Below are 25,430 nucleotides of genomic sequence, written 5' to 3' on the forward strand. Positions count from 1 at the left end.
GTCATCATTTAAAGAGGACTTAGCATGGCAATCGATATCGGCATCAGCGAAGAAGATCGCAAGTCAATCGTGGACGGTCTTTCACGCCTGCTGGCAGATACCTATGTGTTGTATCTGAAAACCCACAATTTTCACTGGAACGTCACCGGCCCGATGTTTCGAACCCTGCACCTGATGTTCGAGGAGCAATACAACGAGCTGGCCCTGGCGGTCGACCTGATCGCCGAGCGCATACGTGCACTGGGCTTCCCGGCTCCGGGCACCTATTCGACCTATGCGCGCCTGTCCTCGATCAAGGAAGAAGAAGGCGTACCTTCAGCCGAAGATATGATTCGCTCGCTGGTGAGTGGTCAAGAGGCAGTCACCCGTACCGCTCGCGGGATCTTCCCATTGCTGGACAAGGTCAGCGACGAGCCGACAGCTGATTTACTGACTCAGCGTATGCAGGTTCACGAAAAGACCGCGTGGATGCTGCGTGCGATGCTCGAAGGCAAGTAATTGCTCCTGTGAGCGGCGGTTCTTGCCGCTCACATCCCTTTTTTCTCCTCGCCGCGTTTTCAACCTTCGCCACTCGGCTGTGCCGCGATGCCGTGCGCATACTTTTGTGAGTTTTTGCGCCTGAAGCTTCTGGCTGAATCGATTTAGTTATTAATATTGTCATATTATTTGCGTTATGGGCTGTTGCGCTTGAAGGTGCATGTTTTTTCGTGCGTATATATATGTAATACCCATCGATTTATATATTGACTCCAAGTTTCGGAAGCTCAACTTTCCCTCTGTAACTGTGGTGATGTCCTACGTTTCGTAAGTGCTGCTTCCACTGGTCAACACTCTATGAATAGGGCTTGATAGGCGCATCGTTTATTTGATTTCAAATGTTTCTATCGCCGCGTTCGAAATTGCATCAAGGGGGTTTTTATGAGTCAAAATGCCGCAAGGGAGGTCAAGGATGTGCAGCGATGTATCAAAGTTCTCAACGATCCGTTCGTCGAGGACTTCAATATGGACCTGGCCCAGCCACAGTCGCGCTCAGTGAGGCTCAACGGCTTGGCAACGTGCCTGCGGCTGGAGGGGGTGTACTGGAATATCCTGTCGGAAATCGCCAGTTGCAATAGTTGTTCGATCAATGCGGTTTTGTCCTACGTTGATCGAGAGGTCCATCTGCGTTACGGCGGGGTAAAGAATTTCAGCGGTTTGATTCGCGTGGTATGTGTGACACATCTGTTGAAGGCCGAGGGCTTCCGGCTGTCGTCGGCCTGAGTCCAGGCGCTCATTCCCTGCGGGTGCGTCAAGGGCGGGCCCGCCGTCAAGCGATAGTCGCCCGCAAGCCAAAAAATCGGCTTCGGGCGACTTCTTCATCTGTATCGCCCCGCGCGGCTGCACAGCCTTGATTAACCCTATATAATCCCCCGCCTTACTATGGAAGGCAGGGACTGACCGTCGGGTTGAACTGCATGCCAAGGCTCCTGCACCATTGCGCACTGGCGACGGGCGAGAGCTCCACCGAATTCCGAATTACGAGAAGTGAATACACGATCATGATGCGCAGCCATTATTGCGGCCAACTGAACGAAAGCCTGGAAGGTCAGGAAATTACCCTTTGCGGATGGGTCCACCGCCGTCGCGACCACGGGGGTGTGATTTTCCTCGACATACGCGATCGTGAAGGTTTGGCTCAAGTGGTCTTCGATCCGGATCGCGCAGACACTTTCGCCATTGCCGATCGTGTTCGCAGCGAATACGTGGTCAAGCTGACCGGCAAGGTGCGTGCCCGTCCGGCTGGCGCCGTCAACCCGAACATGGCTTCCGGTGCCATCGAAGTCTTGGGTTATGAGCTGGAGGTCCTGAACGAGTCGGAAACCCCGCCGTTCCCACTGAACGAATACTCCGACGTCGGTGAAGAAACCCGTCTGCGTTATCGCTTCATCGATCTGCGTCGTCCTGAAATGGCCGAGAAGCTGCGCCTGCGCTCGCGCATCACTTCCAGCATCCGTGGTTTCCTGGACGGCAATGGTTTCCTGGATGTCGAGACTCCGATCCTGACACGTGCCACTCCGGAAGGTGCTCGCGATTATCTGGTACCGAGCCGTACCCACGCAGGCAGTTTCTTCGCCTTGCCGCAGTCGCCTCAGCTGTTCAAGCAACTGCTTATGGTTGCCGGTTTCGACCGTTACTACCAGATCGCCAAATGCTTCCGTGACGAAGACCTGCGTGCCGACCGTCAGCCTGAATTCACTCAGATCGACATCGAGACCAGCTTCCTCAACGAAGCCGACATCATGGGTCTCACCGAGAGCATGATCCGCAAGCTGTTCAAGGAAGTCATGGACCTGGAGTTTGGTGACTTCCCGCACATGACCTTCGAAGAAGCCATGCGCCGCTACGGTTCCGACAAGCCAGACCTACGTAACCCGCTGGAACTGGTGGACGTTGCCGATCAGCTCAAGGACGTCGAATTCAAGGTCTTCAGTGGCCCGGCCAACGATCCGAAATGCCGTGTGACCGCACTGCGCGTTCCAGGCGGGGCGAGCATGCCGCGCAGCAAGATCGACGACTACACCAAGTTCGTCGGCATTTATGGTGCCAAGGGCCTGGCCTACATCAAGGTCAACGAACGCGCCAAAGGTGTCGAGGGCCTTCAGTCGCCTATCGTCAAGAACATTCCGGAAGCCAACCTGAACGTCATCCTGGATCGCGTCGGCGCGGTCGACGGCGACATCGTGTTCTTCGGTGCCGACAAGTTCAAGGTCGTCAGCGAAGCACTGGGTGCTCTGCGTATCAAACTGGGCCACGACTTCAACCTGCTCACCTGCGAGTGGGCACCGATGTGGGTCGTCGACTTCCCGATGTTCGAAGAGAACGATGACGGTAGCTTCACCGCGCTGCATCACCCGTTCACCGCACCGAAGTGCTCGCCTGAAGAACTGGAAGCCAACCCCGCAACCGCTTTGTCCCGCGCTTACGACATGGTGCTGAACGGCACCGAGCTGGGTGGCGGTTCGATCCGTATCCATCGCAAGGAGATGCAGCAGGCGGTGTTCCGTCTGTTGGGTATTTCCGAAGACGAGCAGCAAGAGAAGTTCGGCTTCCTGCTCGACGCCCTGAAGTATGGCGCACCGCCGCACGGTGGTCTGGCGTTCGGTCTGGACCGTTTGGTCATGCTGATGACCGGCGCTCAGTCGATTCGTGAAGTCATTGCCTTCCCGAAAACCCAGAGTGCCGCCGACGTCATGACCCAGGCACCGGGTGTGGTCGACGCCAAGCAGTTGCGCGAGCTGCACATCCGCCTGCGCGAGACGCCAAAGGCCGAGTAACACCGGCTACGCAATAAAGGGCAGGACGGGTCGGCTGGCCGATTCGTCCTGATTCCCGCGCCCTGATCGGGCAAGGATTCGAGTGAGGCGTCCCGTTCGAGTGATCGAGCGGGCGTGCCTGTTTCAAAGTTTGGAGCGTGTTATGGCTGGTCATTCCAAGTGGGCGAACATCAAGCACCGCAAAGAGCGTCAGGATGCCAAGAAAGGCAAGATCTTCACCAAGTGGATTCGTGAGCTGACGGTCGCTGCCCGTCAGGGTGGCGGTGATCCGGCGTCGAACCCGCGCTTGCGTCTGGCTCAGGACAAGGCGCTTGGCGCCAACATGAGTCGCGACATCATCGATCGCGCCATCGCTCGCGGTGCGGGCGCCGCCGATGCCGACGATATGGTCGAGCTTGGTTACGAAGGTTACGGTCCCGGGGGCGTGGCGGTCATGGTCGAAACCATGACAGACAACCGTAATCGCACCGCAGCTGCCGTTCGTCACGCATTCAGCAAGTGCGGCGGCAACCTGGGCACCGATGGCTCGGTAGCGTATCTGTTCGAACGCAAGGGGCAAATATCTTTCGCGCCGGGTGTCGATGAAGATGCGCTGATGGAAGCGGCAATGGAGGCAGATGCCGATGACGTCGAGCCCCATGAAGACGGCTCCATCGACGTGTTCACTTCGTTCGCTGGTTTCTATGCCGTGCGTAACGCGCTGGAAGCGGCGGGCTTTACGGCTTTGGACGCGGAAATCGTCATGCAGCCGACCACCAGCGCGGTGCTGGATCTGGAAATGGCGGAAAAGGTGCTCAAGCTGATCGATATGCTCGAGGATCTGGATGACGTACAAAACGTTTATTCCAACGCGGAAATCCCGGATGAGGTGATGGAGCAGCTTGGCTGATCGTCACCCTCGCCAGGACCTGAGGCCGGAGGCACGAAGCGCTGATTCGATCAGCGCTATCGGCCTCCGGCTTCTGCCTTTATGCTGCGTTCAACTGTGCGCATCACATCTCAAGCTGCAGGCGTTATGACTCTTATTCTAGGTATCGACCCCGGTTCACGAATTACCGGCTTCGGCGTGGTGCGAGACACGGGGCGCGGGTGCGAGTACGTGGCCTCGGGCTGCATTCGTACCGGCAGCGGTTTGTTGCATGAGCGGCTGCAGATCGTTTACCGCGGCGTGCGTGAGGTGATTCAGACCTACGGTCCGGTCACCATGGGAATCGAGAAGGTCTTCATGGCGCGCAATCCCGACTCGGCACTGAAATTGGGTCAGGCGCGAGGCGCGGCGATCGTCGCGGGCGCGGAGGAAAGCCTCGAAATCGCCGAATACACCGCGACCCAGGTCAAGCAAGCCGTGGCCGGGACGGGTGGCGCGAACAAGGATCAGGTGATGATGATGGTCATGCACCTGCTCAAACTGACCAAGAAGCCTCAGGTCGACGCCTCTGACGCTCTGGCAATCGCCTTGTGCCATGCTCATACCCGTTCAAGTCTGATCCCCCACGGTCTGAATACCGCACGCAGCCGTGGCGGTCGCCTGCGTCTCTGATAGCATCATTCGCTTATAAATTTTTACTTGCGGCTCACGTGAGTCCTGCAAACATGGCGACCAGGGTTTTGGCCCTGTTCCTCGCAGTGACAGGCTACTGGAAAGGATCTGATACGTGATTGGACGTTTGCGCGGTGCGCTGGTCGAGAAGCAGCCCCCGCACCTGGTGCTCGATGTCAATGGTGTGGGCTACGAGATCGAAGTCCCCATGACCACCCTTTACCGCCTGCCACATCTGGGCGATACGGTGACCCTGCACATTCATCTGGTGGTTCGCGAAGACGCGCATCTGCTGTTCGGTTTTTACGAAAAGCGTGACCGCGAGATGTTTCGCGAGCTGATCCGCCTCAACGGCGTCGGCCCCAAACTGGCACTGGCGCTGATGTCAACGCTGGAAGTCGATGAACTGGTGCGCTGTGTCCAGGCCCAGGACACCTCGGCATTGACCCGCGTACCGGGTGTTGGCAAGAAGACCGCCGAGCGCCTGTTGGTCGAACTCAAGGACCGATTCAAGGCCTGGGACGCGTTGCCCGGCACATTCGCGCTGGTGTCGGAAGGCCCGGGCGCGCCACCACCGGTGGCGACCGCCGAATCCGATGCGGTCAGTGCGCTGATCTCCCTCGGTTATAAACCTCAGGAAGCCAGCAAGGCCGTAACCGCCATCAAAGACAAGAATTTGAGCAGTGAAGACCTGATTCGCCGCGCACTCAAGGGGATGATGTAAGTGATCGAAGCCGACCGCCTGATCGCCGCCACTGGCCGCGATCGTGACGAGCAACTGGATCGTGCCATCCGGCCGTTGAGCCTGGCCGACTACATCGGTCAGCCGACCGTGCGCGAGCAGATGGAGTTGTTCATTCAAGCTGCACGTGGGCGCAACGAAGCCCTGGACCACACACTCATCTTCGGCCCACCGGGTTTGGGTAAGACGACGCTGGCCAATATCATCGCCCAGGAAATGTCCGTCTCGATCAAGAGCACCTCGGGCCCGGTGCTCGAGCGCCCCGGTGATCTGGCGGCGATCCTGACCAATCTCGAACCCCACGACGTGCTGTTCATCGACGAGATCCACCGTCTGTCGCCCATCGTCGAAGAGGTGCTGTACCCGGCAATGGAAGACTTTCAACTGGACATCATGATCGGCGAAGGCCCTGCCGCGCGCTCGATCAAGCTGGACCTGCCGCCGTTCACCCTCGTCGGCGCCACGACCCGGGCGGGGATGCTGACCAATCCGCTGCGTGACCGTTTCGGTATCGTGCAGCGTCTTGAGTTCTACAGCACCGCGGACCTGGCGACGATCGTCTCGCGTTCGGCGGGTATCCTCGGGTTGCACATCGAGGATGAGGGGGCTTTCGAGATTGCCCGTCGTGCCCGCGGTACCCCGCGTATCGCCAACCGTCTGCTGCGTCGGGTGCGAGATTTTGCCGAGGTTCGTGCCAAGGGCGAGATTACCAAGCCTATCGCCGACCTGGCGCTGAACCTGCTCGATGTCGATGAACGCGGGTTCGATCATCAGGACCGGCGACTGCTGCTGACGATGATCGAGAAGTTTGATGGCGGCCCTGTGGGCGTGGACAACCTTGCGGCGGCGATAAGCGAGGAACGACACACCATCGAGGATGTGCTGGAGCCTTATTTGATTCAGCAAGGCTATATGATGCGCACGCCTCGCGGTCGCATGGTTACGCGGCATGCCTATCTGCACTTCGGCTTGAACATCCCGTCACGCATGGGCGAGCAGTCGATTCCGGATGAACTGCTCGACGATGCTGATGAATAAAGACGACATCGACCGATTTATTCTGGCGTTTGGTGGTCTGACGGGCAGTGGCGGCAATGAGGCTTGTGCCTGGCGGTGAAAAACGATGAAAAACAGTTGCCTGGCCGGATTGGCAACCTGAGGAGTAAGCACTAGAGTATGCGCGCGCAAAACGGGGGGCAGTCGTTCGTACATCGCTGTCGCGTTTATTACGAGGACACCGATGCTGGCGGCATCGTTTACTACGTCAATTACCTGAAATTCATGGAGCGGGCTCGGACCGAGCGGCTGCGGGCATTGGGCTTTGCTCAATCCGCAATGGCCGGTGACGAGAACCTGTTGTTTGTCGTGCATTCGAGCGAGGCCCGGTATCACAAGCCAGCGCGACTGGACGATGAACTCCTGGTCAGCGCCGAAGTGATCGAATTGAACCGTGCCAGCCTGCGCTTTCAGCAACAGGTCAGGCGGGCCGCGGATAATGTGCTGCTCTGCGAAGGGCAGTTTTTGGTGGCGTGTGTGCGCGCCGATAGTTTGAAACCCCGGGCCATTCCCGAAACTCTGCGCACGGCCTTTGCCGGCCAGGGCGGCGCGGGTACACATTCAGAGCAGGAGATACAGCGTGGAAGCTAACGTCGTCGACCATACCTCCATGTGGAGTTTGGTCAGCAATGCCAGCGTGGTCGTTCAGTTGGTGATGCTGATCCTGGTGGCCGCATCGGTCACTTCTTGGATCATGATCTTTCAGCGCAGCTCCATGCTGCGCGCCGGGCGCCGTGCGCTGGACAGCTTCGAGGAGCGCTTCTGGTCGGGTATCGACCTGTCCAAGCTATACCGTCAGGCTGGCAGCAACCCTGACCCGGATTCGGGCGTGGAACAGATCTTCCGTGCCGGTTTCAAGGAGTTCTCGCGCCTGCGCCAGCAGCCGGGCGTCGACCCTGACGCCGTGATGGAGGGTGTCGCCCGGGCCATGCGCGTTGCCATTTCCCGTGAGGAAGAAAAGCTCGAGCAGAGCCTGCCATTCCTGGCAACCGTAGGCTCCACCAGCCCGTACGTCGGTCTGTTCGGTACCGTATGGGGGATCATGAACTCCTTCCGAGGTCTGGCTACTGCACAGCAAGCCACCCTGGCCACCGTCGCACCGGGTATCGCCGAAGCACTGATCGCTACCGCCATCGGCCTGTTCGCAGCAATCCCTGCAGTAATCGCCTACAACCGTTTCGCCGCTCGTGGCGAAAACCTGATTGGCCGTTACTACACATTCGCCGACGAATTCCAGGCCATCCTGCACCGTAAAGTGCACACCAGCGAAGACTAAGCAGGTATCTCCCAATGGCTTTAATCGCTCGCGGTCGACGCGCCAAACGCAAGCCGGTCGCCGAAATGAACGTGGTGCCTTACATCGACGTGATGTTGGTGCTGCTGGTCATTTTCATGGTGACGGCTCCAATGATTAACCAGGGCGTGAAAGTCGATCTGCCCAAGGTCTCCAGCGAGGCTTTGCCGCAGGACAATAACAATCAGGTCCTGACCATTTCGATCAAGGCTGACAAGACCTACTACTGGAACCTTGGCAGCGAAGTCGATACCGACAAACAGATGGACAAGGCCATGACCTTGCCGCAGTTGACCAGCGCCGTGACCAAGATCATCGCGGCCGGTCGTGACGCCGGCAAGCAGACCCAGGTGTTCATCCGTGGCGACAAAACCGTGGACTACGGTGCCGTGATGGGCACGATGGGCGGATTGCAGAAAGCCGGAGTCGGGAACGTTGGTCTGATTACCGAGGCGCCCTGATGCAGCCGATTCGAGAGCCGTCAGCCTCGGAAAGCTACTTCTGGCCCTCGGTCTGGGCTGTGGCACTGCACGTCCTGATTTTTGGTCTGTTGTTCGTCAGCTTCGCGATGACGCCGGAGCTGCCTGAAGCCAAGCCGATCGTTCAGGCCACGCTTTATCAGCTGAAGTCGAAAAGCCAGGCGACGACCCAGACCAACCAGAAGCTTGCTGGCGAGGCAAAGAAATCCGCTGCGCGACAGACAGAAGTCGAGCAGATGGAGCAGAAAAAAGTTGAGCAAGAGGCGATAAAGGCGGCGGAACAAAAGAAAGCCGATGCCGCTCAAAAGGCCGAAGAGCAAAAGGCTGAGGAAGCGAAGAAAGCCGAGGACGCCAAAAAGGCCGATGATGCGAAGAAAGCCGAAGCCAAAAAAGCGGACGACGCCAAGAAAGCCGCTGAAGAGAAACAATTGGCTGATATAGCCAAGAAGAAAGCTGAAGACGACGCGAAGAAAAAAGCCGAGGAAGACGCCAAGCGCGCGGCCGCCGAAGAAGCCAAGAAACAGGCTGCCGAGGACGCCAAGAAGCAGGCTGCTGACGACGCGAAGAAAAAGGCTGCCGAAGACGCGAAGAAAAAAGCGGCTGAGGATGCCAAGAAAAAAGCTGCAGACGACGCCAAGAAGAAGGCCCAGGATGCTGCCCGTAAATCGGCGGAAGAAAAGAAGGCGCAAGCACTGGCCGATCTGCTTTCCGACAAACCAGAACGCCAACAGGCGCTGGCCGATGAGAAGGGTGATGAGGTCGCTGGCAGCTTCGATGACTTGATTCGCTCGCGAGCTGCAGAAGGCTGGGCGCGCCCACCTTCAGCGCGCAAAGGCATGACCGTGGTATTGCAGATCGCCATGTTGCCGGACGGAACAATCACTTCGGTGACTGTGAGCAAATCCAGCGGCGATGGCCCGTTCGATAGTTCGGCAGTAGCAGCGGTCAAGAACATTGGTCGTTTGACAGAGATGCAGGGGCTGAAACCTTCGGATTTCGCACCTTACCGTTCATTCAAGATGACATTCACACCTGAGGATCTAGCCTTGTGATTAACCTTCTTCGAGGACTGCTTGTCGTTCTTTGTTGCGCAGCGGGTTTCGCCGCTGCCGACGAAAAGAACATTCTGGTCACAAGCGGCAGTGACCGCGCCACCCCGATCGCAGTGGTGCCGTTCGGGCTGCAAGGCGGCAGCGTATTACCGGAAGACATGGCTCAGATCATTAGCAGCGACTTGCTAAACTCTGGCTATTACTCGCCGATCCCAAAGGAAAACATGATCAGCCAGCCGAGCCAGGCGAGCGAAGTGATTTTCCGCGATTGGAAAGCGCTGGGTGCCCAATACGTCATGGTCGGCAGCATCAGCCCGTCGGGCGGTCGCCTGCAGGTGCAATACGCACTGTTCAATGTGGCCACCGAGCAGCAGGTGCTGACTGGCAATGTGTCGGGTACCACTGACCAACTGCGTGACATGGCGCATTACATCGCCGACCAGTCGTTTGAAAAACTCACCGGTATCAAAGGTGCGTTCTCGACACGCATGCTCTACGTCACCGCTGAGCGATTCGGCACCAACAATACCCGCTACACCCTGCAGCGCTCGGACTACGACGGTGCACGCGCCGTGACACTGCTGCAATCCCGCGAGCCGATCCTGTCGCCACGCTTTGCCCCGGACGGCAAGCGCATCGCCTATGTGTCGTTCGAACAGAAGCGTCCGCGCATCTTCGTTCAGCACATCGACACCGGGCGTCGCGAGCAGATCACCAACTTCGAAGGCCTGAACGGCGCGCCTGCATGGTCTCCGGACGGCAGCAAGCTGGCAATGGTCCTGTCGAAAGACGGCAACCCGGAAATTTATGTAATGAACCTGGCTTCGCGTCAACTTTCGCGCGTCACTAATGATTCGTCCATCGATACCGAACCTTTCTTCGGTAAAGACGGCTCGACCATTTACTTCACTTCAGACCGTGGTGGTAAACCACAGATCTATAAAACGAGCATTAATGGTGGCGGCGCTGAACGCGTCACTTTCATCGGCAACTACAACGCAAACCCTAAACTGTCGGCCGATGAAAAGACTCTGGTAATGATCCATCGTCAGGAGGGTTTCACCAACTTCAAGGTAGCGGCTCAGGATTTGCAGCGCGGTAGCGTAAAAATCCTCACAGACAGCAACCTTGATGAGTCGCCTACTGTTGCGCCCAACGGCACCATGGTAATCTACGCCACCCGCCAGCAGGGCCGGGGAGTCTTGATGCTCGTGTCCATTAACGGACGCGTAAGGCTCCCGCTTCCTACCGCTCAAGGCGAAGTCAGAGAACCTTCCTGGTCCCCTTACCTGAACTGACGCGGCGCTTTACGTTTTACTTAACACACTGGGGTTCATTAGGAGTTTCAAGATGGAAATGCTGAAGTTTGGTAAGTTCGCTGCTCTGGCTCTGGCCATGGCTGTAGCTGTAGGTTGCTCGTCCAAAGGCGGCGACAATGCCGGTCAAGGCGCTGCTGTAGATCCAAACGCTGGTTACGGCGCCAATACGGGTGCCGTTGACGGCAGCCTGAGCGAAGAAGCTGCTCTGCGCGCAATCACCACTTTCTACTTCGAATACGACAGCTCTGACCTGAAACCAGAAGCCATGCGCGCTCTGGACGTTCACGCCAAGGACCTGAAAGCTAACGGCGCTCGCGTTGTTCTGGAAGGTAACACTGACGAACGCGGTACTCGCGAATACAACCTGGCACTGGGCGAGCGTCGCGCGAAAGCCGTTCAACGCTACCTGGTTCTGCAAGGCGTATCGCCAGCTCAGCTGGAAGTCGTTTCCTATGGTGAAGAGCGTCCAGTTGCTACCGGCAACGACGAGCAATCCTGGGCTCAAAACCGTCGCGTCGAACTGCGTAAGTAATTTGACATGCGAACGTGCCGCCGTGCTTTAACCGTTTTGGCTCTCACTCTTCCTCTTGCAGCGATGGGTGCGGTTCCTGTGGTCGATGACAACTCTGGCTCTGCTGGCAGCAGTTATCCGCCATCGGGTTATGGTACGGCGGGCGCCTACGCCGGAGGGGGGGCAACTGCCCAACCTTCGGCGCAAGGTCAGCTGTTCATGCAATTGCAACAAATGCAGGATGAAATTTCGCGCTTGCGCGGAATCGTCGAAGTCCAGCAGAACGATATCCAGCAAATGAAGCAAGAAGCGCTGGATCGTTACAAGGATCTCGATTCCCGCATTGGAGCTGGCGGCGCACCTGCTGCACCAGCTGCCAACAATTCAGCTTCCGACGGTGGTGTAAACACCGGTGGAGCACCTGCCTCCGGCGCTGCTGCCGCGCAGTCGCCGCAGACCAGCACTGAACCGGGCGATCCGGCGAAAGAGAAGCTCTATTACGATGCTGCTTTCGACCTGATCAAGGCCAAGGATTTCGACAAGGCCAGCCAGGCGTTCTCCGCCTTTCTGCGCAAATATCCGAACAGCCAGTACGCGGGCAATGCTCAATACTGGCTGGGCGAAGTGAATCTGGCCAAAGGCGACCTTCAGGGCGCTGGTCAAGCTTTCGCAAAGGTGAGTCAGCTCTACCCAAAGCACGCCAAGGTGCCTGACTCCCTGTATAAGCTGGCAGATGTCGAACGCCGTCTGGGTCACACCGACAAGGTTAAAGGCATTCTGCAGCAAGTCGTCGCTCAATACCCTGGGACCTCGGCTGCGCAGCTGGCTCAGCGTGACCTTCAACGTCTCTGATCGCCAGACAGTTTGACCCTCGATTCAAGAAAGCCGCGCGTTGCGCGGCTTTTTTCGTTAGAATCTCGCACCCGAAATTCCGGTATTGATTACGCTTCTGTGGATTCTGCGAGCGCAGGATGCACAGAAGTGCCTGACGGAGGCGGATGGCCTGTTTAGCCGTTACGCCCGTGGCCCCTATGCAAGACACATTACGAATCACCGAAGTTTTTTACTCGTTGCAGGGTGAAACGCGCACGGCAGGCTTGCCTACCGTATTTGTGCGTCTCACCGGGTGCCCCCTGCGCTGCGGCTATTGCGACAGCGAATACGCCTTCAGTGGCGGTACCCTCAAGACCCTCGACTCGCTCATGGAGCAAGTGGCCAGCTATCGTCCGCGATATGTCTGCGTGACTGGCGGGGAGCCTCTGGCCCAACCTAACGCGATCCCGCTGCTTCAGCGCCTGTGTGATGCGGGCTATGAGGTCTCACTGGAGACCAGCGGTGCGCTGGATATCTCCAAAGTCGACCCTCGCGTCAGCCGCGTCGTCGATCTGAAGACGCCAGGCTCCAAAGAGGTCGCGCGTAATCGTTATGAGAACATCGCGCTGCTGACGCCTAACGATCAGATCAAGTTCGTGATCTGCTCACGGGAAGACTATGACTGGGCTGTGTCGAAGATCATCCAGTACGGCCTGGACCGCCGCGCGGGGGAGGTGCTGTTTTCCCCTGTGCACCGCGACCTGAATGTCCGCGATCTGGCGGACTGGATCGTCGCAGACAACCTGCCGGTGCGTCTGCAATTGCAGCTGCATAAAATTCTCTGGAACGATGAGCCGGGACGCTGACATGAGTGAACAAACGATGACTGAGAAACGTGCGGTAATCCTGCTGTCTGGCGGTCTGGATTCGGCGACCGTGGTTGCCATGGCCAAAGCCGACGGCTTCAGCTGCTACACCATGAGCTTCGATTACGGCCAGCGCCATCGTGCCGAGCTGCAGGCGGCCGAGCGCGTGGCAAAGGATCTGGGCGTGGTGGAGCACAAGGTGATCGGGATCAATCTGAACGGCATCGGCGGATCGGCGCTCACCGACACCAACATCGCCGTGCCGGAAACCCCTGTCGAGGGCATTCCCGTGACCTACGTGCCAGCACGCAACACCGTCTTCCTGTCGCTGGCGTTGGGCTGGGCTGAAGTACTGGGCGCCCGTGACATCTTCATCGGCGTGAATGCAGTCGATTACTCCGGCTACCCGGATTGCCGACCCGAGTTCGTAGAGTCATTCGAACGCATGGCAAACCTGGCGACCAAGGCAGGCGTAGAGGGACAGGGCTTCACCATCCAGGCTCCGCTGCAAATGCTGAGCAAGGCCGACATCGTCAAGGCTGGCACGCGGCTGGGCGTCGATTACGGGCTGACCGTTTCCTGCTATCAGGCCGACGATCAGGGCCGCGCATGCGGTAAATGCGACAGCTGTCGCCTGCGCGCAGAAGGCTTCGCAGCGGCCGGTGTAACCGATCCGACGCGATATTTTTAAAATATTTTCAATTGGGTGTTGAATTACTGAGAAAAATCAGTAATATACGCGCCACCACGAAGCGGGTCGTTAGCTCAGTTGGTAGAGCAGTTGGCTTTTAACCAATTGGTCGTAGGTTCGAATCCCACACGACCCACCATCTTCAAAACCCGAGAGGTCCACGTCAGTGTGAATTCTCGGGTTTTTTTCGCCTGAAGCAAAGTGGGGGCGCGGGTCTGAAGCGCGTATTGGCCTATTCACGTAGATACAGACATGCAGCCGTCTAGGGCGAACCATAGTTTCGAGCTGGTGTGATGTCAATATTGATCACGGCGTGAGCTCGGAGGCCCGAGCGTCGCTTTGTCAACGAATGTTACGGTGTTGCGGCGCAAAAGCTGTGGTGAAAGACCCGGTTTAGCGCTGGCGATTGCCCCGGACTGGACATTCCGACGCGATCATCAGGCCTGTTTGCAACAGGCAACCGTAAGCATCGAACGCAAGTTACGCGGAAGAATCGTGCGGACTTCGGCTACCAGCTATACGGTTTGATACCTATCCTGCTAACCATCAACGTCAGCAGCAGGGAGTGTTCCGATACTTCCCCCTCTGCAGATGTCTTTGGCAGGCCTGATTCCTCCCACCATGTTCCCGGCCCATCCCACGTGAGCTCGTGGCTCAGCCCTGTCCCGGCCGGGAGAAGCGCCTGATCCAGGCTGAAACGCTCCGAGCCCAGGCGTTCAACATGCGTCAGGAGCTTGTAACTAGAGCTTTCTACCGCACTGACAGGATGAACCGAAGCTTCATTCTCTGACTGCTCTGGTAAGACGGGCGCTTCAGGGACTGGCGCCTCAGGTATAACAGCGATCGCAGGAAGCGCTGGGGATGATGGGGGAACGGCAATCGGTACGTGCTCATCGACGCGCTTCTCACACGCTATAGCCCCTGAACCAGGCTTCGCTTATGCAGCACCGCATGCATATGGTCGTAGTCGACCTCGATGTAGCTCAGCGTTGCCACTATATTCGAGTGGTTCAGCAAGTCGTTGGTGCGGTAACGAACTCACCGATCACAGTACGTGACTGCGAAGGCCGAAGCTGCGAAAGCGGGCCCAAGCATCCCAGAGAAATTGGGTGAAGAAGCGCAGTTGTTTGGCTAAGGAGTGACGACGTTCACGTCATGAACTCAACAGGTCCCGAACTTGATGCCCAAGCGTTTTAAATAGCGGCGATATTCAATGGCGCTTGAGTCGCTTGGCTGGCTCAGCTCTACCGCCGTGTACAGTGGCAGCTCCTTGGGCCGCTGGGACTCCAGAATCGGCACGTCCTCCAAGAGAATACTTCGATTGAAAGCGATCACAGCCAAATCGTCTATACCATCGATTCCAGCATAGTCATAGCTCACCAGCATGCGTATGACGCTGTTGTGCGCATCCACAGGAACGACGAGCAGGCGAATGACGTCAGAGGCCTGTGAACAATTGTCTGTTTTCTTGTGCAGTGCCGCCACTGTCAGGCCAAGTACCTCATAGTCATACAGCACTTGGGCGGGCGCATCAGCACTCAGATTGCCGCGTAGTTGCACCACACGACAGTCACGAGCGATAAATCCGTGTTCGTAGGCCTCTACCTGGTAAGCCGCAATGCTGGAGTCGGCCCCGGCCCCTAGCGTGGTGGGGTGGACAAAATTGAAGTGTGCCATGTCCAGAAAATTTTCCATCACCCGATAGGCGTTCGCCTTGATGTTCCATTCACCGACCAGCGTGCTGCGATATTCAGCTTGGTCAATCTCCATGAATCGCGGTGGTGCGTGACTCGGCTTCCCGAGACTGACCCAGAGGCAGCCATCCTGCTCAATACACTGAAAGGTTCGTGCGTGAGCTCTGGGTGGCGGTTGGCGATCAGGGTGGGCGGGGTAACGGCTGCATCGCCCATTGCCCTCGAATGCCCAGCCGTGATAGGGGCAACTGAGAGCTTCATTGTGAACTTTGCCCAGTGAAAGCGCGGCGCCACGGTGGGGGCACTGGTCATGCCAGGCTCTGACCTCGGTTGTTCCGCGCCATAACACTACGCGGGTGTTTAACAGTTCGTACCCACGTGCCTGATGCGGTCTCAAATCAGAACTCATTGCCAAGACAAACCATTGGTTGAAGGCAGGATCTTGGACTATCTCACTCGCGCTCATTGCAATATTCCCTCAACGCCTTCGACAAAGTAATTCATGCCACTGAGGGCGGAGTGATCAAGTGTGATCCCGGCGGCAACCACTTCTTTGCCAGCCTGATCCCGGATCGGCCCAGCAAACACGTCGGATCGGTGCTGACGCAGTTCCTCTAATGCCTGGTTCGCTTTGGTTGTAGCCTCTGCGGGGATCGCGGGGTTGAACGGAGCTAGTGTGACCACGCCATCGGACACATCACCCCAGTAAGTACCTCCCTTGAAGGTCCCACTGCGCACTGCGTTCATCTGTTGCGTAAAATAAGGCGTCCAATTCTGCACGATGGCTGTGAGCTGCTTGCTGGAAAACGCGCTCATGTCGGAGCCATAAGCGACGCTGTACACCCCGGCGCGTTCGGCTGCGATGATCACCGACGCGCTGTCATTGTGCGCAGTCACCACGTCTGCCCCTTGAGCGACCATCAATTGTGCCGCCTCGATTTCCTTTTGGGGGTCGTCCCACGTGTTGACCCACGTCACGCGCAACACGGCTTTTGGATTTACCGACCGCATACCTAGCTGGAATGCGTTGACGTCTCGGATGACCTCTGGAAAGGGAAAACTTCCTATGTAGGCGGCTATGCCGCTCTTGCTCATGTAGCCCGCCAGTATTCCAGCCACATAACGGCCCTGGTAAGTAGCGGCCAAGTAATTCTGAATATTGGGTGCGTTTTTGTAGCAAGAGGCGCACAGGTACGCCAGGTTTGGGTTTTCTTTGGCAGCGGCGACGATTGGGTTCATGAAGCTGAAAGATGCCCCGACAATCATCTGCTGTTTATCTCGCGCAAACTGGCGCAGCACTCGCTGGGCATCGCCGGATGTGGTGACTTTCTCCACAAACCGGGTTTTCACTTGACCCGATCCCTGCTGCTCCAGCGCCTGTCGTGCAAGTTCGTGGCCGTGTACCCAACCCACGCCCGCGTTAACCGGCCCACCGTATAGAAATGCTACTTCAACAGGCGCTGGATCCGCCGGTACCTGATCGGCTAGCACAAAGGACAAAATGACCCAGTGCAATTTTCTCATGAACATATTGCATGCCCCCATAAATCGATGTGGCAGGACAATAGAAGTGGGAAGCCGCAGGGGACAAGGGTCGCCAGCTGTTTGGAGGAAGACAGCCAAGTGTATGTTCAGCACAGTCAAGTTTCAGGATGGCACGTATCTTGTTGAGACTTGGGCCGTACCCAGCTCCGAGCATTGCCGATGAAGTTGTTTACAGACGATCAGGTTTTTCGATTCGGTGCGGCGAACTACGAACGCGGCGGCAGTTTCGGGCCGTTGCGAGGCCCTTATCTTTGGGTAGCAATGGTCGATGCGGGTAGCAGTGAACTGCAGATCGATGGTCGCTCGATTGAGCTACAGGAGGGTGAAGCCTGTTTGGTGTATTGCCGCAATCACGTGATGCAGCAGTTTCCTATCGGCTGCCAAAGTCATGCAAGCTGGTGCGAAACCGGTGAATTCCTCGACACTGAAGAGAATCGCGCGTTGCTAACCAGCGCTTCCGACAAGTTCGCGGTGAGCCCACGGCTTAGGATGCTGTTGACGTCTGGACTTGATCTGGAAACGGAACAGCCCGGTCAGGCCGATTCCTTGCGCGATGTGCTGGCCAAGAGCGTATTTTATGAAAGTTTGCGGGTGCTTGGACTGTTGCCCGAACGAACTGGCGCGGTTCACCGATCTGTATCCCGTGCCAAGAGTTACATTGAGCGTCACTATGTCGAGCCTTGCACCCTGGATCGAATTGCGGCTTATGCATGTTTGAGCCCACAGCACCTGACACGTTTGTTCAACGAGCAGTTGGGGCAGTCGCCGATTCAATTTCTTTGGCGGCATCGGCTGCATAAAGCCGAAGAATTACTGATTCAATCGACGCGTAGCATTTCTGATATCGCCTTCCAGTGCGGCTTCAAAAGTCCAGCGCATTTTTCCCGCCTGGTCACTGAACACTTCGGTCATAGCCCTCGAACACTGAGGCACCGTGCCTGGGCCCGTATGCCAGCCATTTATCGAGGAGAGGCGCGGGACATTCATTATTGAGAGGGCAAGTTGGATGATCAAAGAAACCCGGGGCGATTCAAGTTTTACGTGATAAAAATCACAAACAAAGCCCATCGTCGACATCAACTGGCCGTTTGCTCCCTACCGCAATGGGGCGATTCTGACAGGTGACAACGAGGCTGAAATGCAGGAACTGGGTTGGCTGGAGCAAGGAGAGCGCGCCGACCTGGTGCAAACGCTGAGGGCGGCTATTTCTCAAGCCGAAACCATGGGTTTTCCGAGCCCTGGCCAGCCATAGGAAAAGATGACATGGATGAGATTGTTTGGGGCTCACGAATCCCGGCATATGCTGGTTTAGTCTTATCGCTGCTTGGTGCCATCGATCAGCCGGATTTTTTTGATGAATGGCCTCGGAGGTGGCTGCGGCGGATTCTCCCATCGCCAATGGCCGCAGAGATTAGCGAGGTCAGGCTGATTAAAATGCCGTCCGCCGACAAATTACTTTGCTTTAAAGAAACGAATTACAAGAGATGTGTGAAATATATGCGAAGCGAATAGCGCTTATGCCGCGCCCAGCCGATGAAACGCCCGGTTGAAATACACCAGCGCTTCTTGGTTGTCGCTCACCGCGAGGCTGTCGATTTCGCAATAGAACACCGTGTGCGTGCCTACTTCATGGTGGTGGGCAATACGGCAGTCGAAACACACCAGGGCTTCGTCCATGCCTGGCGCGCCGCTAGGCAGGCTCGTCCAGTTGCTGGCGGCAAAGCGCTGTTCCATCGACAGATCCCGACTGGCGAAAACGCTAGCCAGGTCCTGATGTGCACCCGCCAACACATTCACCGCCAGCACGGCGTTACGCCGAAAGGCGCCATGGGATTGCGACGCCTGGTTCATGCACACCAACAAGGTGGGCGGTGAGTCGGTCACGCTGCATACCGCCGAAGCGGTAAAGCCGCAGCGCCCGGCGGGGCCGTCGCTGGTGATTACCGACACGGCTCCACTGAGCAGGGCCATGGCATTCTTGAATGCGCTGCTGTCGATCATGGGAAGCGGGCCTGAAAAAAGGCCTTGCCGACGACCCGTTTGGTCGCCGGCAAGGGGGTCAGAAAATGTAGCTGTACTGTTCGATTTCCCACTGGCTGATGGTCCGGTGGTAGGTCTCCCACTCCTTGGTTTTGTAGCGAATGAATTCGTCCTTCAGCGCTTTGCCAAGGGTTTGCTCTACCAGTGGGTCATCGCTGAACGCCTTGATCGCTTCCGGCAGATTTTGCGGCAGAAACTCGATGCCTCGGTCGGCCCGCTCGGCTTCGCTCATGGCGTAGAGGTTGTCTTCGTTCGGTTCGCGAGGGTCGATTTTCAGGCGCACGCCTTCAAGGCCAGCAGCCAATGCCAATGCAGCAGCCAGGTACGGGTTCACCGCGCCATCAGCATTACGCGACTCGCAGCGGCCGCCGCCTGACGGCACGCGAACCGAGTTGGTACGGTTGTTCGAGCCATAGGAGTTGAACACCGGTGCCCAAGAGAAGTTACCCGCCGCGCCCTGGCGGACCAACCGCTTGTAGCTGTTTACCGTCGGTGCGAACGCCGCACACAGCGCCCGGCCATGCTTGAGAATGCCGCCGATGAAGTGGTAGCCGACTTCGGTCAGGCCCAGGCCACGCGGGTCGTCCTTGGGGTCACACTCGAAAGCGTTCTTACCGGTTTCAAGGTCATACAGCGACATATTGAAGTGCGCGCCAGTGCCGGTCCTGTCGGCGAAAGGCTTGGGCATCATGGTCGCGATCAGGCCCTCTTCGCTGGCGAAGTGCTTGGCCATGAAGCGGAAGAACACGAACCGGTCGCACATGGTCAGGGCGTCTGCGTAGTTGAAGTCGAACTCGTACTGGGAGTTGCCGTCTTCGTGGTCGAGGGAATACAGGTCCCAGCCCAACTCGTTGATGGTGCTGGACACCTTGTCCAGCCAGCCGAACTGGTTCACGAAACCCTGGATGTCATAGCAAGGCTTTTGCAGGCGGTTGTCGGCGTCGGGAATGCCCAGGGTGCCGTCCGCTTCCCGGCGCAACAGGTAGATTTCGCACTCGATCCCCAGGTTCATGCCATAGCCCAGCTCCGCTGCCTGGGCCAATACGTTTTTCAACGCAACCCGGGTGCTCAATGGGTAAGGCTTGCCCTTGAAAGCGTTGTCGGCGGGCATCCATGCGATTTTCGGCTGCCATGGCAGTTGCACGATGCCGTCCAGGTCTGGCACGGAGGTGATCTCGTCTTCGTGCGGGTCTTGACCGAGACCATCCAACGCGTAGCCGGTGTAGCGCTCGGAACCGGCCGCCATTTGCTTCAGGTGACCAATCGGCACGACCTTGCCCTTGGGCACGCCGTGGATGTCCACATAGGCGCCAATGCAATATTCGACGCCTTTGGCGCGCAGGCTTTTTTCCAGCTCGGCAACTTCTTGAGAGGTTTTCATGTGAGCTCGCTTGTCGTGTTCAAGGGGGTTGGATTGGGGGGCAGCGAGGTCAGGAAAAACCGACCACTGCATGGGGAATGTACGGAGCTTCGAGCTGGCGAATTTCGTCGGCTTCGAGGGTCAACTCAACGGCAGCAGCACCGTCCTGCAAGTGCTCAACGCGAGTGGCGCCCATGATTGGCGCGACCACCGGCTCCTTTTGCAGCAGCCAGGCCAGGGCGATTTGCGCGGGCGGCAGGCCACGGGCAGCGGCAATACGGTTTACCGCTTCCACCACCTGGCGGTCGGCTTCCTGAGTGGCGTCATACAAGGTGCGGGCGTAAGGGTCATTGCCAGCGCGGTCGCTCGAAGCCTCCCACGGGCGGGTGAGTTTGCCCCGGGCCAGCGGGCTCCATGGGGTTACCGCAACCCCTTCGGCTTTGCACAGGCCGAGCATTTCGCGCTCTTCCTCGCGGTACAGCAGGTTCATGTGGTTCTGCATGGCGATGAAGCGCGTCCAGCCGTTGTGGTCGGCCACGTACAGCGCCTTGCACAATTGCCAGGCGTGCATGGACGAAGCGCCGAGGTAGCGAACCTTGCCCATCTTGACCAGGTCGTGCAGGGCTTCGAGGGTTTCTTCCAGTGGGGTGTGATAGTCCCAGCGGTGAATCTGATAGAGGTCGATGTAGTCCGTGCCGAGGCGAGTCAGGCTCTGGTCGATCTCGTGCATGATCGCCTTGCGGGACAACCCGCCGCCGTTGGCGCCAGGGCGCATCGGCATGTACACCTTGCTGGTGATGACCACCTCGTCACGGCGGGCGAAATCCTTCAGCGCACGGCCGAGTATTTCTTCGCTGGCGCCCTTGGCGTAAGCGTTGGCGGTATCGAAAAAGTTGACCCCCAACTCCAGTGCCTGCCGAATGAACGGCCGGCTTTGTTCCTCGTCCAGGGACCAGGAATAACCGCTGCGGGCAGGCGGCGCATAGGTCATGCAGCCAAGGCACAGGCGTGAGACGTCCAGGCCTGAACGACCAAGTTTGCTGTATTTCATCGTCGGGTTCCCTCAGGAATCGGCGGGCCCGGATGGCCCGTCGGCTTGGCTCAATCGATCAGCCGTGAGCGCAGGTAATTGGCCTGTTGCCAGACCGTTCTCTCCAAGTGGCTAAGCCGCCCGGCCTTGGCAAAGGCTGAATGCAGGGCGCGCTGCTGGATGCCGTTCACTTCCAGGTCCTCGGCGGCGATGCCTTTGCCGCGTTCCTGCATGCGCGCCATGGTCTCGGGGAAGTCCTCCCGCGCCTTGGCTGCGGGGTTCACCAGTACCACACGGTGCCACACGGTAAGCTCGGCACTGATCGGTAGCAGTGTCGTCACGCTGACCCGGTCCGGGTCCATGCCCAGCAGACAGTTGGGGAAGATCTGCAGCAGGTTGATCTGGCGCATGTCGGCTTCGGCCAGGCCCTCGAACGGCACCAGCCCCGGGGTGAGGATTTCGCTCAGCTCGCCCTTGGCCCGCAGCGGCTGGTGGCAGATGCTCCAGCCTTCCCCGCCTTCACCAATCGAGCTCAGCCGGCCAGGAAAGCTGTGTTCCAGGGTGCGCCGGTGTACCGAGGAATGGTGATAGCACTCCATGAAGGTTTCAGCGGCGATCTTCCAGTTGAAGTCGCAGTCGTAGTCCAGGGTCAACGCCTGGGCCAGGTCGGCCAGGTGGTATCTATCCAGCAGCGGCACCAGATCGTGCAGGCGCTCGCCAATCGAGCCGATGGTTTCGTCGAAAGTGATGAAGATCAGCCCGCTGACGATCTCGGTGCGGATCTGCGGCAAGCGCTGCGCCTTGGGGCTGAATCCGTTAGCCTGCTCCATGCTCGGTGCACCGAGCATCTGCCCATCCAGGCCGTAGCTCCAACTGTGGAACGGGCAGGCAAAACCCCGGGCGTTGCCGGTGCCTTCGACAATCGGCATCCAGCGGTGCAGGCACACCCGGGACATCACCCGGATGCCTTCGGCCGAACGCACCGCCAACAGCGCTTCACCGACGATATCGATGGAAAAGTAGTCGCCCACATTAACCAACTGCGCGACATGCCCGATGCACATCCAGTCGGCGCGAAACACCTTGGCCTGCTCAAGGGCGAAAAACGCGGCGCTGTGATAACTCTCCGGCGGCAGGGTGCGCGAGTGCTCGGCCCCCTTGCCGAGGTCTTCGCGCATCTCGTCGAGCAAATGCGCAACGGCATCGGCGGGCAGGGTGATGTCTTTGAGGCTGAGCAATTCGGTCATGCTGGTGACTCCTGAACACATGGCATCTGGTGCGCGGAACGGCAGGGCAAGGTGCTTTTCTTGATCATCAGCCAGGCTCTCGATGGCCCTTGTTGAAATGCTTTTCGATACGGCGTTGCAACAAGCTCAACACGCTGGTGGCGAGCAGGTACCAGGCGCAGGCGACCATCAGCAGCGGGATGGTCTCGAAGGTGCGCGAATAGATAGTCTGGGCGGAATACAACACGTCCGACAGGGAGATCACGCTGACCAGGGAGGTCATCTTGAGCATGCCGATGGTTTCGTTGCCGGTGGGTGGAATCACGAACGGCATGGCTTGGGGCAGCACGATGCGGCTCATTACCTTGAGGTCGCGCATGCCCAACGCCCTGGCGGCCTCCTGCTGGCCTTCATCCACCGAAGCAATGCCTGCGCGAACAATTTCCGCCATGTACGCGGCCTCATTCAGCCCAAGGCCCAGGATCGCGGCGGTAAACGGGGTGATCAGGTCGTTCATCGAGGCATTAAAGAAGGTCGGCCCGAAGGGTATCGACAGATTCACCTCGGGGAAAAGAATCGCCAGGTTGTACCAGAAGATGATCTGCACCAGCACCGGCGTACCGCGAAAGAACCAGATGAAACCACCGCTGGCACCGCTGATCAGCGGGTTGCGGGAAAAGCGCATCACCGCCAACACTACACCCAGCACCACGCCCAACAGCATGGTGACCACCGTCAACCAGCACGTTACCCACATGCCGCTAATGATGCTCGGGTCAAACAAGTAGTGGCCCACGGTGGGCCAGGCGAAATTCTCGTTGATCACCACCAAACGCAGAAACGCCAGCGCGAGCAGGGCCAGCAGTATGGCGAACACCCAGCGGCCGGGATGCCGCTGGCGAATAACGACCAATTGGTCTTCCGGGTATTGCTGGTCCCATGCCGGGTGCCGGGCCAAGGGCCGATGGGGTGGTAGAGATGCGCCCGGTTCCTGGGCCACCGGGGCCGTCGTGTCACTTGGGGTCAATCCAGTCATGGCTGTCTCTCGGCAATCAGCTGCAATACCGGCGAAGGCACTCAGCGCCTTCGCCAACAATATTAATCAAACGATTAACTAACGCAAGTACTATCCACGGGCAGTCGAAATCACCTTGGAAAGAAATTCCCGGGTGCGCGGCTGGCGTGGCTGCTCGAACAGCTCTTGCGGGCTGGCGATCTCTACCACCACGCCTTGGTCCATGAACGCGACCTTGCTCGCCACCTCCCGGGCGAAGGCCATTTCGTGGGTCACCACCAACATGGTCATGCCCTCGCTGGCCAAGTCACGCATCACATCGAGCACCTCACCCACCAGCTCCGGGTCCAGTGCGCTGGTTGGCTCATCGAACAGCATCAGCCGTGGCTTCATCGCCAAGGCCCGGGCAATTGCCACCCGCTGTTGCTGGCCTCCGGAGAGCTGTCGGGGGTAGGCGTCCAGCCGATGAGCGAGCCCGACCCGGGTCAGCAACACCCGGGCGTTTTCCATGGCCTGCTCCCGGGATTCGCCTTTTACCTGCATGGGTGCCTCGGCAACGTTCTGCAGGGCGGTCATGTGGCCGAACAGGTTGAAGCGCTGGAAGACCATGCCGATCCTTGCCCGGCGCGCCGCGACTTCTGAATCGCGCAGTTCATGGAGCTTGTTGCCGACACGCCGGTAGCCGACCATTTCACCGTCCACATACAGCGCGCCACCGTCGATTTTTTCCAAGTGGTTGATGCAGCGTAGGAAGGTCGACTTCCCCGAGCCGGATGGGCCGATCAAGCAAGCCACTTCGCCCTGCTCCACGGCGAGGTCCACGCCGCGCAGGACCTCCTGCCCCTTGAAGCTCTTGAGCACTTGTCGCGCTGAAATCACCGATGGGGTAGCGGCGCTGGTAAGGGTGTCGTTCATGTGGCGTCTCTCCAATAAAGGGATCTTGTTGCCAGCCCGGCGTACTGGCGCCGAACTTGCAAAGTCGCTGTTGAACGCCGAATCCCTCGGCTCTTTCGGGACGCTCCAATGACTCAAACCACTGTTGTTTCCACCCGCTTCGCCGGGCGAATCGCCCTGGTCAGCGGCGGTGCCAAGGGCATCGGCCGGGCGATTGCCATGCAGCTGGCCGGTGAAGGTGCGGATGTCGCCATCGTGGTCCGCTCCGACCGCACCGCAGCAGAATCCACAGCCGCTGAAATGCGCGCGCTGGGCCGCCAAGCGCTGGTGTGTCTGTGCGACCTCACCGACTCCGCCGCTGTAGCGGCCCTGGTGGCCGAGGTTGAAAACGGCCTTGGCCCCATCGATGTGCTGGTCAACAATGCCGGCTTCGGCGCACCGGGCGCCCTGCTGACCTTGTCCGAGGAAAGCTGGGATCAAGTGATCATCGGCAACCTCAAATCCTGTTTCCTGCTCAGTGTTGCCGTGGCCCGGCGCATGCAGTCACGCAAGTTGGGTGCCATCGTCAACATTGCCGGTGCCTCCGCTCATCGCTCTTATCCGGGTGCCGGGGCTTACGGTCCCGCCAAGGCCGCAGTCGTCAGCCTGACGGTGCAGATGTCCCTGGAGTGGGCCTCTCACGGCATCCGCGTGAACGGTGTAAGCCCTGGCCCGATCCGCGAAGCCGGTAGCGGCTGGGAAGCCCGGGAAGTGGCGCTGGCCGAGGAAGTCTCGCGCCTGCCCCTCAAACGTGCCGGCCAGCCCACTGAGGTCGCGAAGGCCGTGGCTTACCTGTGCAGTGACGATGCCAGCTACACCACCGGGCAAATGCTCATCGTCGATGGCGGTGGGGTGAACACCTGGTACCTCGCGGGCTGAGGCGCACAGGCTGCGGGCTGAATCATCAGCC

27 protein-coding genes and 1 tRNA gene are annotated in these 25,430 nt (G+C 58.5%); 20 read left to right on the plus strand and 8 right to left on the minus strand.

Going from position 1 to position 25,430, the window contains the following annotated elements:
- Nucleotides 1-24 precede the first annotated feature (24 nt).
- From CE491_RS05405 to CE491_RS05485, 17 genes are all read left to right on the plus strand, one after another.
- Nucleotides 25-498, plus strand: a complete 474-nt coding sequence (locus tag CE491_RS05405) for a Dps family protein (RefSeq protein WP_110947331.1) — start codon at nt 25-27, stop codon at nt 496-498.
- A 420-nt stretch (nt 499-918) separates the two neighbouring features.
- Entirely contained in the window at nt 919-1,260 is a 342-nt protein-coding gene (locus CE491_RS05410; protein ID WP_110947332.1) for a ribbon-helix-helix domain-containing protein, read from the plus strand.
- 278 nt (nt 1,261-1,538) lie between these two features.
- Entirely contained in the window at nt 1,539-3,314 is a 1,776-nt protein-coding gene (aspS, locus tag CE491_RS05415; protein ID WP_110947333.1) for an aspartate--tRNA ligase, read from the plus strand.
- Between the two features lie 142 nt (nt 3,315-3,456).
- Nucleotides 3,457-4,203: a YebC/PmpR family DNA-binding transcriptional regulator gene (locus CE491_RS05420; protein WP_110947334.1), complete on the plus strand. Its 747-nt coding sequence runs from the start codon at nt 3,457-3,459 to the stop codon at nt 4,201-4,203.
- A gap of 126 nt (nt 4,204-4,329) precedes the next feature.
- On the plus strand, nt 4,330-4,854 hold the full coding sequence (gene ruvC, locus CE491_RS05425) for a crossover junction endodeoxyribonuclease RuvC (RefSeq protein ID WP_110947335.1): 525 nt from the start codon (nt 4,330-4,332) through the stop codon (nt 4,852-4,854).
- A 115-nt stretch (nt 4,855-4,969) separates the two neighbouring features.
- The gene (ruvA, locus tag CE491_RS05430; protein WP_110947336.1) at nt 4,970-5,578 is read left to right on the plus strand and encodes a Holliday junction branch migration protein RuvA; all 609 of its coding nucleotides are present in this window, start codon (nt 4,970-4,972) and stop codon (nt 5,576-5,578) included.
- A complete protein-coding gene (gene ruvB, locus CE491_RS05435) occupies nt 5,579-6,634 on the plus strand; it encodes a Holliday junction branch migration DNA helicase RuvB (RefSeq protein ID WP_110947337.1) in 1,056 nt (351 codons plus the stop codon). It begins immediately after the preceding gene.
- Between the two features lie 138 nt (nt 6,635-6,772).
- Complete coding sequence (gene ybgC / locus CE491_RS05440) at nt 6,773-7,243, plus strand: tol-pal system-associated acyl-CoA thioesterase (RefSeq protein WP_110947338.1); 471 nt, start codon at nt 6,773-6,775, stop codon at nt 7,241-7,243.
- The gene (gene tolQ / locus CE491_RS05445; RefSeq protein ID WP_110947339.1) at nt 7,233-7,928 is read left to right on the plus strand and encodes a protein TolQ; all 696 of its coding nucleotides are present in this window, start codon (nt 7,233-7,235) and stop codon (nt 7,926-7,928) included. The genes ybgC and tolQ overlap by 11 nt, the downstream gene beginning before the upstream one ends.
- A gap of 23 nt (nt 7,929-7,951) precedes the next feature.
- On the plus strand, nt 7,952-8,407 hold the full coding sequence (gene tolR, locus CE491_RS05450) for a protein TolR (protein WP_177413396.1): 456 nt from the start codon (nt 7,952-7,954) through the stop codon (nt 8,405-8,407).
- Nucleotides 8,407-9,477 (plus strand): cell envelope integrity protein TolA, encoded by a 1,071-nt coding sequence (gene tolA, locus CE491_RS05455; protein WP_110947341.1) that lies wholly within the window; start codon nt 8,407-8,409, stop codon nt 9,475-9,477. Before tolR ends, tolA begins: the two co-directional genes overlap by 1 nt.
- Nucleotides 9,474-10,775, plus strand: coding sequence for a Tol-Pal system beta propeller repeat protein TolB (tolB, locus tag CE491_RS05460; protein ID WP_110947342.1), 1,302 nt, complete (start codon nt 9,474-9,476; stop codon nt 10,773-10,775). Before tolA ends, tolB begins: the two co-directional genes overlap by 4 nt.
- 52 nt (nt 10,776-10,827) lie before the next feature.
- Nucleotides 10,828-11,328 carry a peptidoglycan-associated lipoprotein Pal gene (gene pal, locus CE491_RS05465; RefSeq protein ID WP_108235675.1) on the plus strand — a complete coding sequence of 167 codons (501 nt, stop codon included), beginning with the start codon at nt 10,828-10,830 and terminating at the stop codon, nt 11,326-11,328.
- A gap of 6 nt (nt 11,329-11,334) precedes the next feature.
- Entirely contained in the window at nt 11,335-12,159 is an 825-nt protein-coding gene (gene ybgF, locus CE491_RS05470; RefSeq protein WP_110947343.1) for a tol-pal system protein YbgF, read from the plus strand.
- Between the two features lie 179 nt (nt 12,160-12,338).
- On the plus strand, nt 12,339-12,986 hold the full coding sequence (gene queE, locus CE491_RS05475; RefSeq protein ID WP_110947344.1) for a 7-carboxy-7-deazaguanine synthase QueE: 648 nt from the start codon (nt 12,339-12,341) through the stop codon (nt 12,984-12,986).
- A 16-nt stretch (nt 12,987-13,002) separates the two neighbouring features.
- Nucleotides 13,003-13,677: a 7-cyano-7-deazaguanine synthase QueC gene (queC, locus tag CE491_RS05480; protein ID WP_199885002.1), complete on the plus strand. Its 675-nt coding sequence runs from the start codon at nt 13,003-13,005 to the stop codon at nt 13,675-13,677.
- 63 nt (nt 13,678-13,740) lie between these two features.
- Nucleotides 13,741-13,816, plus strand: a tRNA-Lys gene (locus tag CE491_RS05485).
- 1,022 nt (nt 13,817-14,838) lie between these two features.
- Here the strand turns inward: CE491_RS05485 and CE491_RS30950 are convergent.
- Both CE491_RS30950 and CE491_RS05500 read right to left on the minus strand, forming a co-directional pair.
- Nucleotides 14,839-15,837: a Rieske 2Fe-2S domain-containing protein gene (locus CE491_RS30950; protein ID WP_110947346.1), complete on the minus strand. Its 999-nt coding sequence runs from the start codon at nt 15,835-15,837 to the stop codon at nt 14,839-14,841.
- On the minus strand, nt 15,834-16,901 hold the full coding sequence (locus CE491_RS05500; RefSeq protein WP_199884999.1) for a BMP family ABC transporter substrate-binding protein: 1,068 nt from the start codon (nt 16,899-16,901) through the stop codon (nt 15,834-15,836). Before CE491_RS05500 ends, CE491_RS30950 begins: the two co-directional genes overlap by 4 nt.
- Before the next feature lie 174 nt (nt 16,902-17,075).
- Between CE491_RS05500 and CE491_RS05505 the strand changes: the two genes are divergently transcribed.
- Together CE491_RS05505 and CE491_RS05510 are read left to right on the plus strand one after the other, a co-directional pair.
- Nucleotides 17,076-17,909, plus strand: a complete 834-nt coding sequence (locus tag CE491_RS05505) for a helix-turn-helix domain-containing protein (RefSeq protein ID WP_110947348.1) — start codon at nt 17,076-17,078, stop codon at nt 17,907-17,909.
- Nucleotides 17,910-18,179: 270 nt separating this feature from the next.
- Complete coding sequence (locus tag CE491_RS05510; protein ID WP_110947349.1) at nt 18,180-18,428, plus strand: hypothetical protein; 249 nt, start codon at nt 18,180-18,182, stop codon at nt 18,426-18,428.
- Between the two features lie 3 nt (nt 18,429-18,431).
- Here CE491_RS05510 and CE491_RS05515 read toward each other — a convergent pair whose 3' ends face one another.
- The 6 genes from CE491_RS05515 to CE491_RS05540 form a co-directional block, all read right to left on the minus strand.
- The gene (locus CE491_RS05515) at nt 18,432-18,917 is read right to left on the minus strand and encodes a flavin reductase (protein ID WP_110947350.1); all 486 of its coding nucleotides are present in this window, start codon (nt 18,915-18,917) and stop codon (nt 18,432-18,434) included.
- A gap of 58 nt (nt 18,918-18,975) precedes the next feature.
- Entirely contained in the window at nt 18,976-20,337 is a 1,362-nt protein-coding gene (gene glnT, locus CE491_RS05520) for a type III glutamate--ammonia ligase (RefSeq protein WP_110947351.1), read from the minus strand.
- 49 nt (nt 20,338-20,386) lie between these two features.
- Nucleotides 20,387-21,367, minus strand: coding sequence for an aldo/keto reductase (locus tag CE491_RS05525; RefSeq protein WP_110947352.1), 981 nt, complete (start codon nt 21,365-21,367; stop codon nt 20,387-20,389).
- A gap of 50 nt (nt 21,368-21,417) precedes the next feature.
- Nucleotides 21,418-22,593 carry an aromatic ring-hydroxylating oxygenase subunit alpha gene (locus CE491_RS05530; protein ID WP_199885000.1) on the minus strand — a complete coding sequence of 392 codons (1,176 nt, stop codon included), beginning with the start codon at nt 22,591-22,593 and terminating at the stop codon, nt 21,418-21,420.
- Between the two features lie 67 nt (nt 22,594-22,660).
- The gene (locus CE491_RS05535; protein WP_110947353.1) at nt 22,661-23,608 is read right to left on the minus strand and encodes an amino acid ABC transporter permease; all 948 of its coding nucleotides are present in this window, start codon (nt 23,606-23,608) and stop codon (nt 22,661-22,663) included.
- 90 nt (nt 23,609-23,698) lie between these two features.
- Nucleotides 23,699-24,502, minus strand: a complete 804-nt coding sequence (locus tag CE491_RS05540; RefSeq protein ID WP_110947354.1) for an amino acid ABC transporter ATP-binding protein — start codon at nt 24,500-24,502, stop codon at nt 23,699-23,701.
- A 108-nt stretch (nt 24,503-24,610) separates the two neighbouring features.
- On the opposite strand from CE491_RS05540, the gene CE491_RS05545 reads away from it, so the two are divergent.
- Nucleotides 24,611-25,399, plus strand: coding sequence for an SDR family NAD(P)-dependent oxidoreductase (locus tag CE491_RS05545; protein WP_110947355.1), 789 nt, complete (start codon nt 24,611-24,613; stop codon nt 25,397-25,399).
- The last annotated feature ends 31 nt before the right edge of the window (nt 25,400-25,430 follow it).

The sequence above is a fragment of the Pseudomonas bohemica genome, from assembly GCF_002934685.1.
Taxonomy (GTDB): domain Bacteria; phylum Pseudomonadota; class Gammaproteobacteria; order Pseudomonadales; family Pseudomonadaceae; genus Aquipseudomonas; species Aquipseudomonas bohemica.

What these genes read in the sequence shown, in the direction of transcription:
- CE491_RS05405 (WP_110947331.1), top strand. Translation starts at nt 25, where the DNA reads ATGGCAATCGATATCGGCATCAGCGAAGAAGATCGCAAGTCAATCGTG.
- CE491_RS05410 (WP_110947332.1), top strand. Translation starts at nt 919, where the DNA reads ATGAGTCAAAATGCCGCAAGGGAGGTCAAGGATGTGCAGCGATGTATC.
- aspS (WP_110947333.1), top strand. Translation starts at nt 1,539, where the DNA reads ATGATGCGCAGCCATTATTGCGGCCAACTGAACGAAAGCCTGGAAGGT.
- CE491_RS05420 (WP_110947334.1), top strand. Translation starts at nt 3,457, where the DNA reads ATGGCTGGTCATTCCAAGTGGGCGAACATCAAGCACCGCAAAGAGCGT.
- ruvC (WP_110947335.1), top strand. Translation starts at nt 4,330, where the DNA reads ATGACTCTTATTCTAGGTATCGACCCCGGTTCACGAATTACCGGCTTC.
- ybgC (WP_110947338.1), top strand. Translation starts at nt 6,773, where the DNA reads ATGCGCGCGCAAAACGGGGGGCAGTCGTTCGTACATCGCTGTCGCGTT.
- tolA (WP_110947341.1), top strand. Translation starts at nt 8,407, where the DNA reads ATGCAGCCGATTCGAGAGCCGTCAGCCTCGGAAAGCTACTTCTGGCCC.
- pal (WP_108235675.1), top strand. Translation starts at nt 10,828, where the DNA reads ATGGAAATGCTGAAGTTTGGTAAGTTCGCTGCTCTGGCTCTGGCCATG.
- ybgF (WP_110947343.1), top strand. Translation starts at nt 11,335, where the DNA reads ATGCGAACGTGCCGCCGTGCTTTAACCGTTTTGGCTCTCACTCTTCCT.
- queE (WP_110947344.1), top strand. Translation starts at nt 12,339, where the DNA reads ATGCAAGACACATTACGAATCACCGAAGTTTTTTACTCGTTGCAGGGT.
- queC (WP_199885002.1), top strand. Translation starts at nt 13,003, where the DNA reads ATGACTGAGAAACGTGCGGTAATCCTGCTGTCTGGCGGTCTGGATTCG.
- CE491_RS30950 (WP_110947346.1), bottom strand. Translation starts at nt 15,837, where the DNA reads ATGAGCGCGAGTGAGATAGTCCAAGATCCTGCCTTCAACCAATGGTTT.
- CE491_RS05500 (WP_199884999.1), bottom strand. Translation starts at nt 16,901, where the DNA reads ATGTTCATGAGAAAATTGCACTGGGTCATTTTGTCCTTTGTGCTAGCC.
- CE491_RS05505 (WP_110947348.1), top strand. Translation starts at nt 17,076, where the DNA reads ATGAAGTTGTTTACAGACGATCAGGTTTTTCGATTCGGTGCGGCGAAC.
- CE491_RS05510 (WP_110947349.1), top strand. Translation starts at nt 18,180, where the DNA reads ATGGATGAGATTGTTTGGGGCTCACGAATCCCGGCATATGCTGGTTTA.
- CE491_RS05515 (WP_110947350.1), bottom strand. Translation starts at nt 18,917, where the DNA reads ATGATCGACAGCAGCGCATTCAAGAATGCCATGGCCCTGCTCAGTGGA.
- glnT (WP_110947351.1), bottom strand. Translation starts at nt 20,337, where the DNA reads ATGAAAACCTCTCAAGAAGTTGCCGAGCTGGAAAAAAGCCTGCGCGCC.
- CE491_RS05525 (WP_110947352.1), bottom strand. Translation starts at nt 21,367, where the DNA reads ATGAAATACAGCAAACTTGGTCGTTCAGGCCTGGACGTCTCACGCCTG.
- CE491_RS05530 (WP_199885000.1), bottom strand. Translation starts at nt 22,593, where the DNA reads ATGACCGAATTGCTCAGCCTCAAAGACATCACCCTGCCCGCCGATGCC.
- CE491_RS05535 (WP_110947353.1), bottom strand. Translation starts at nt 23,608, where the DNA reads ATGACTGGATTGACCCCAAGTGACACGACGGCCCCGGTGGCCCAGGAA.
- CE491_RS05540 (WP_110947354.1), bottom strand. Translation starts at nt 24,502, where the DNA reads ATGAACGACACCCTTACCAGCGCCGCTACCCCATCGGTGATTTCAGCG.
- CE491_RS05545 (WP_110947355.1), top strand. Translation starts at nt 24,611, where the DNA reads ATGACTCAAACCACTGTTGTTTCCACCCGCTTCGCCGGGCGAATCGCC.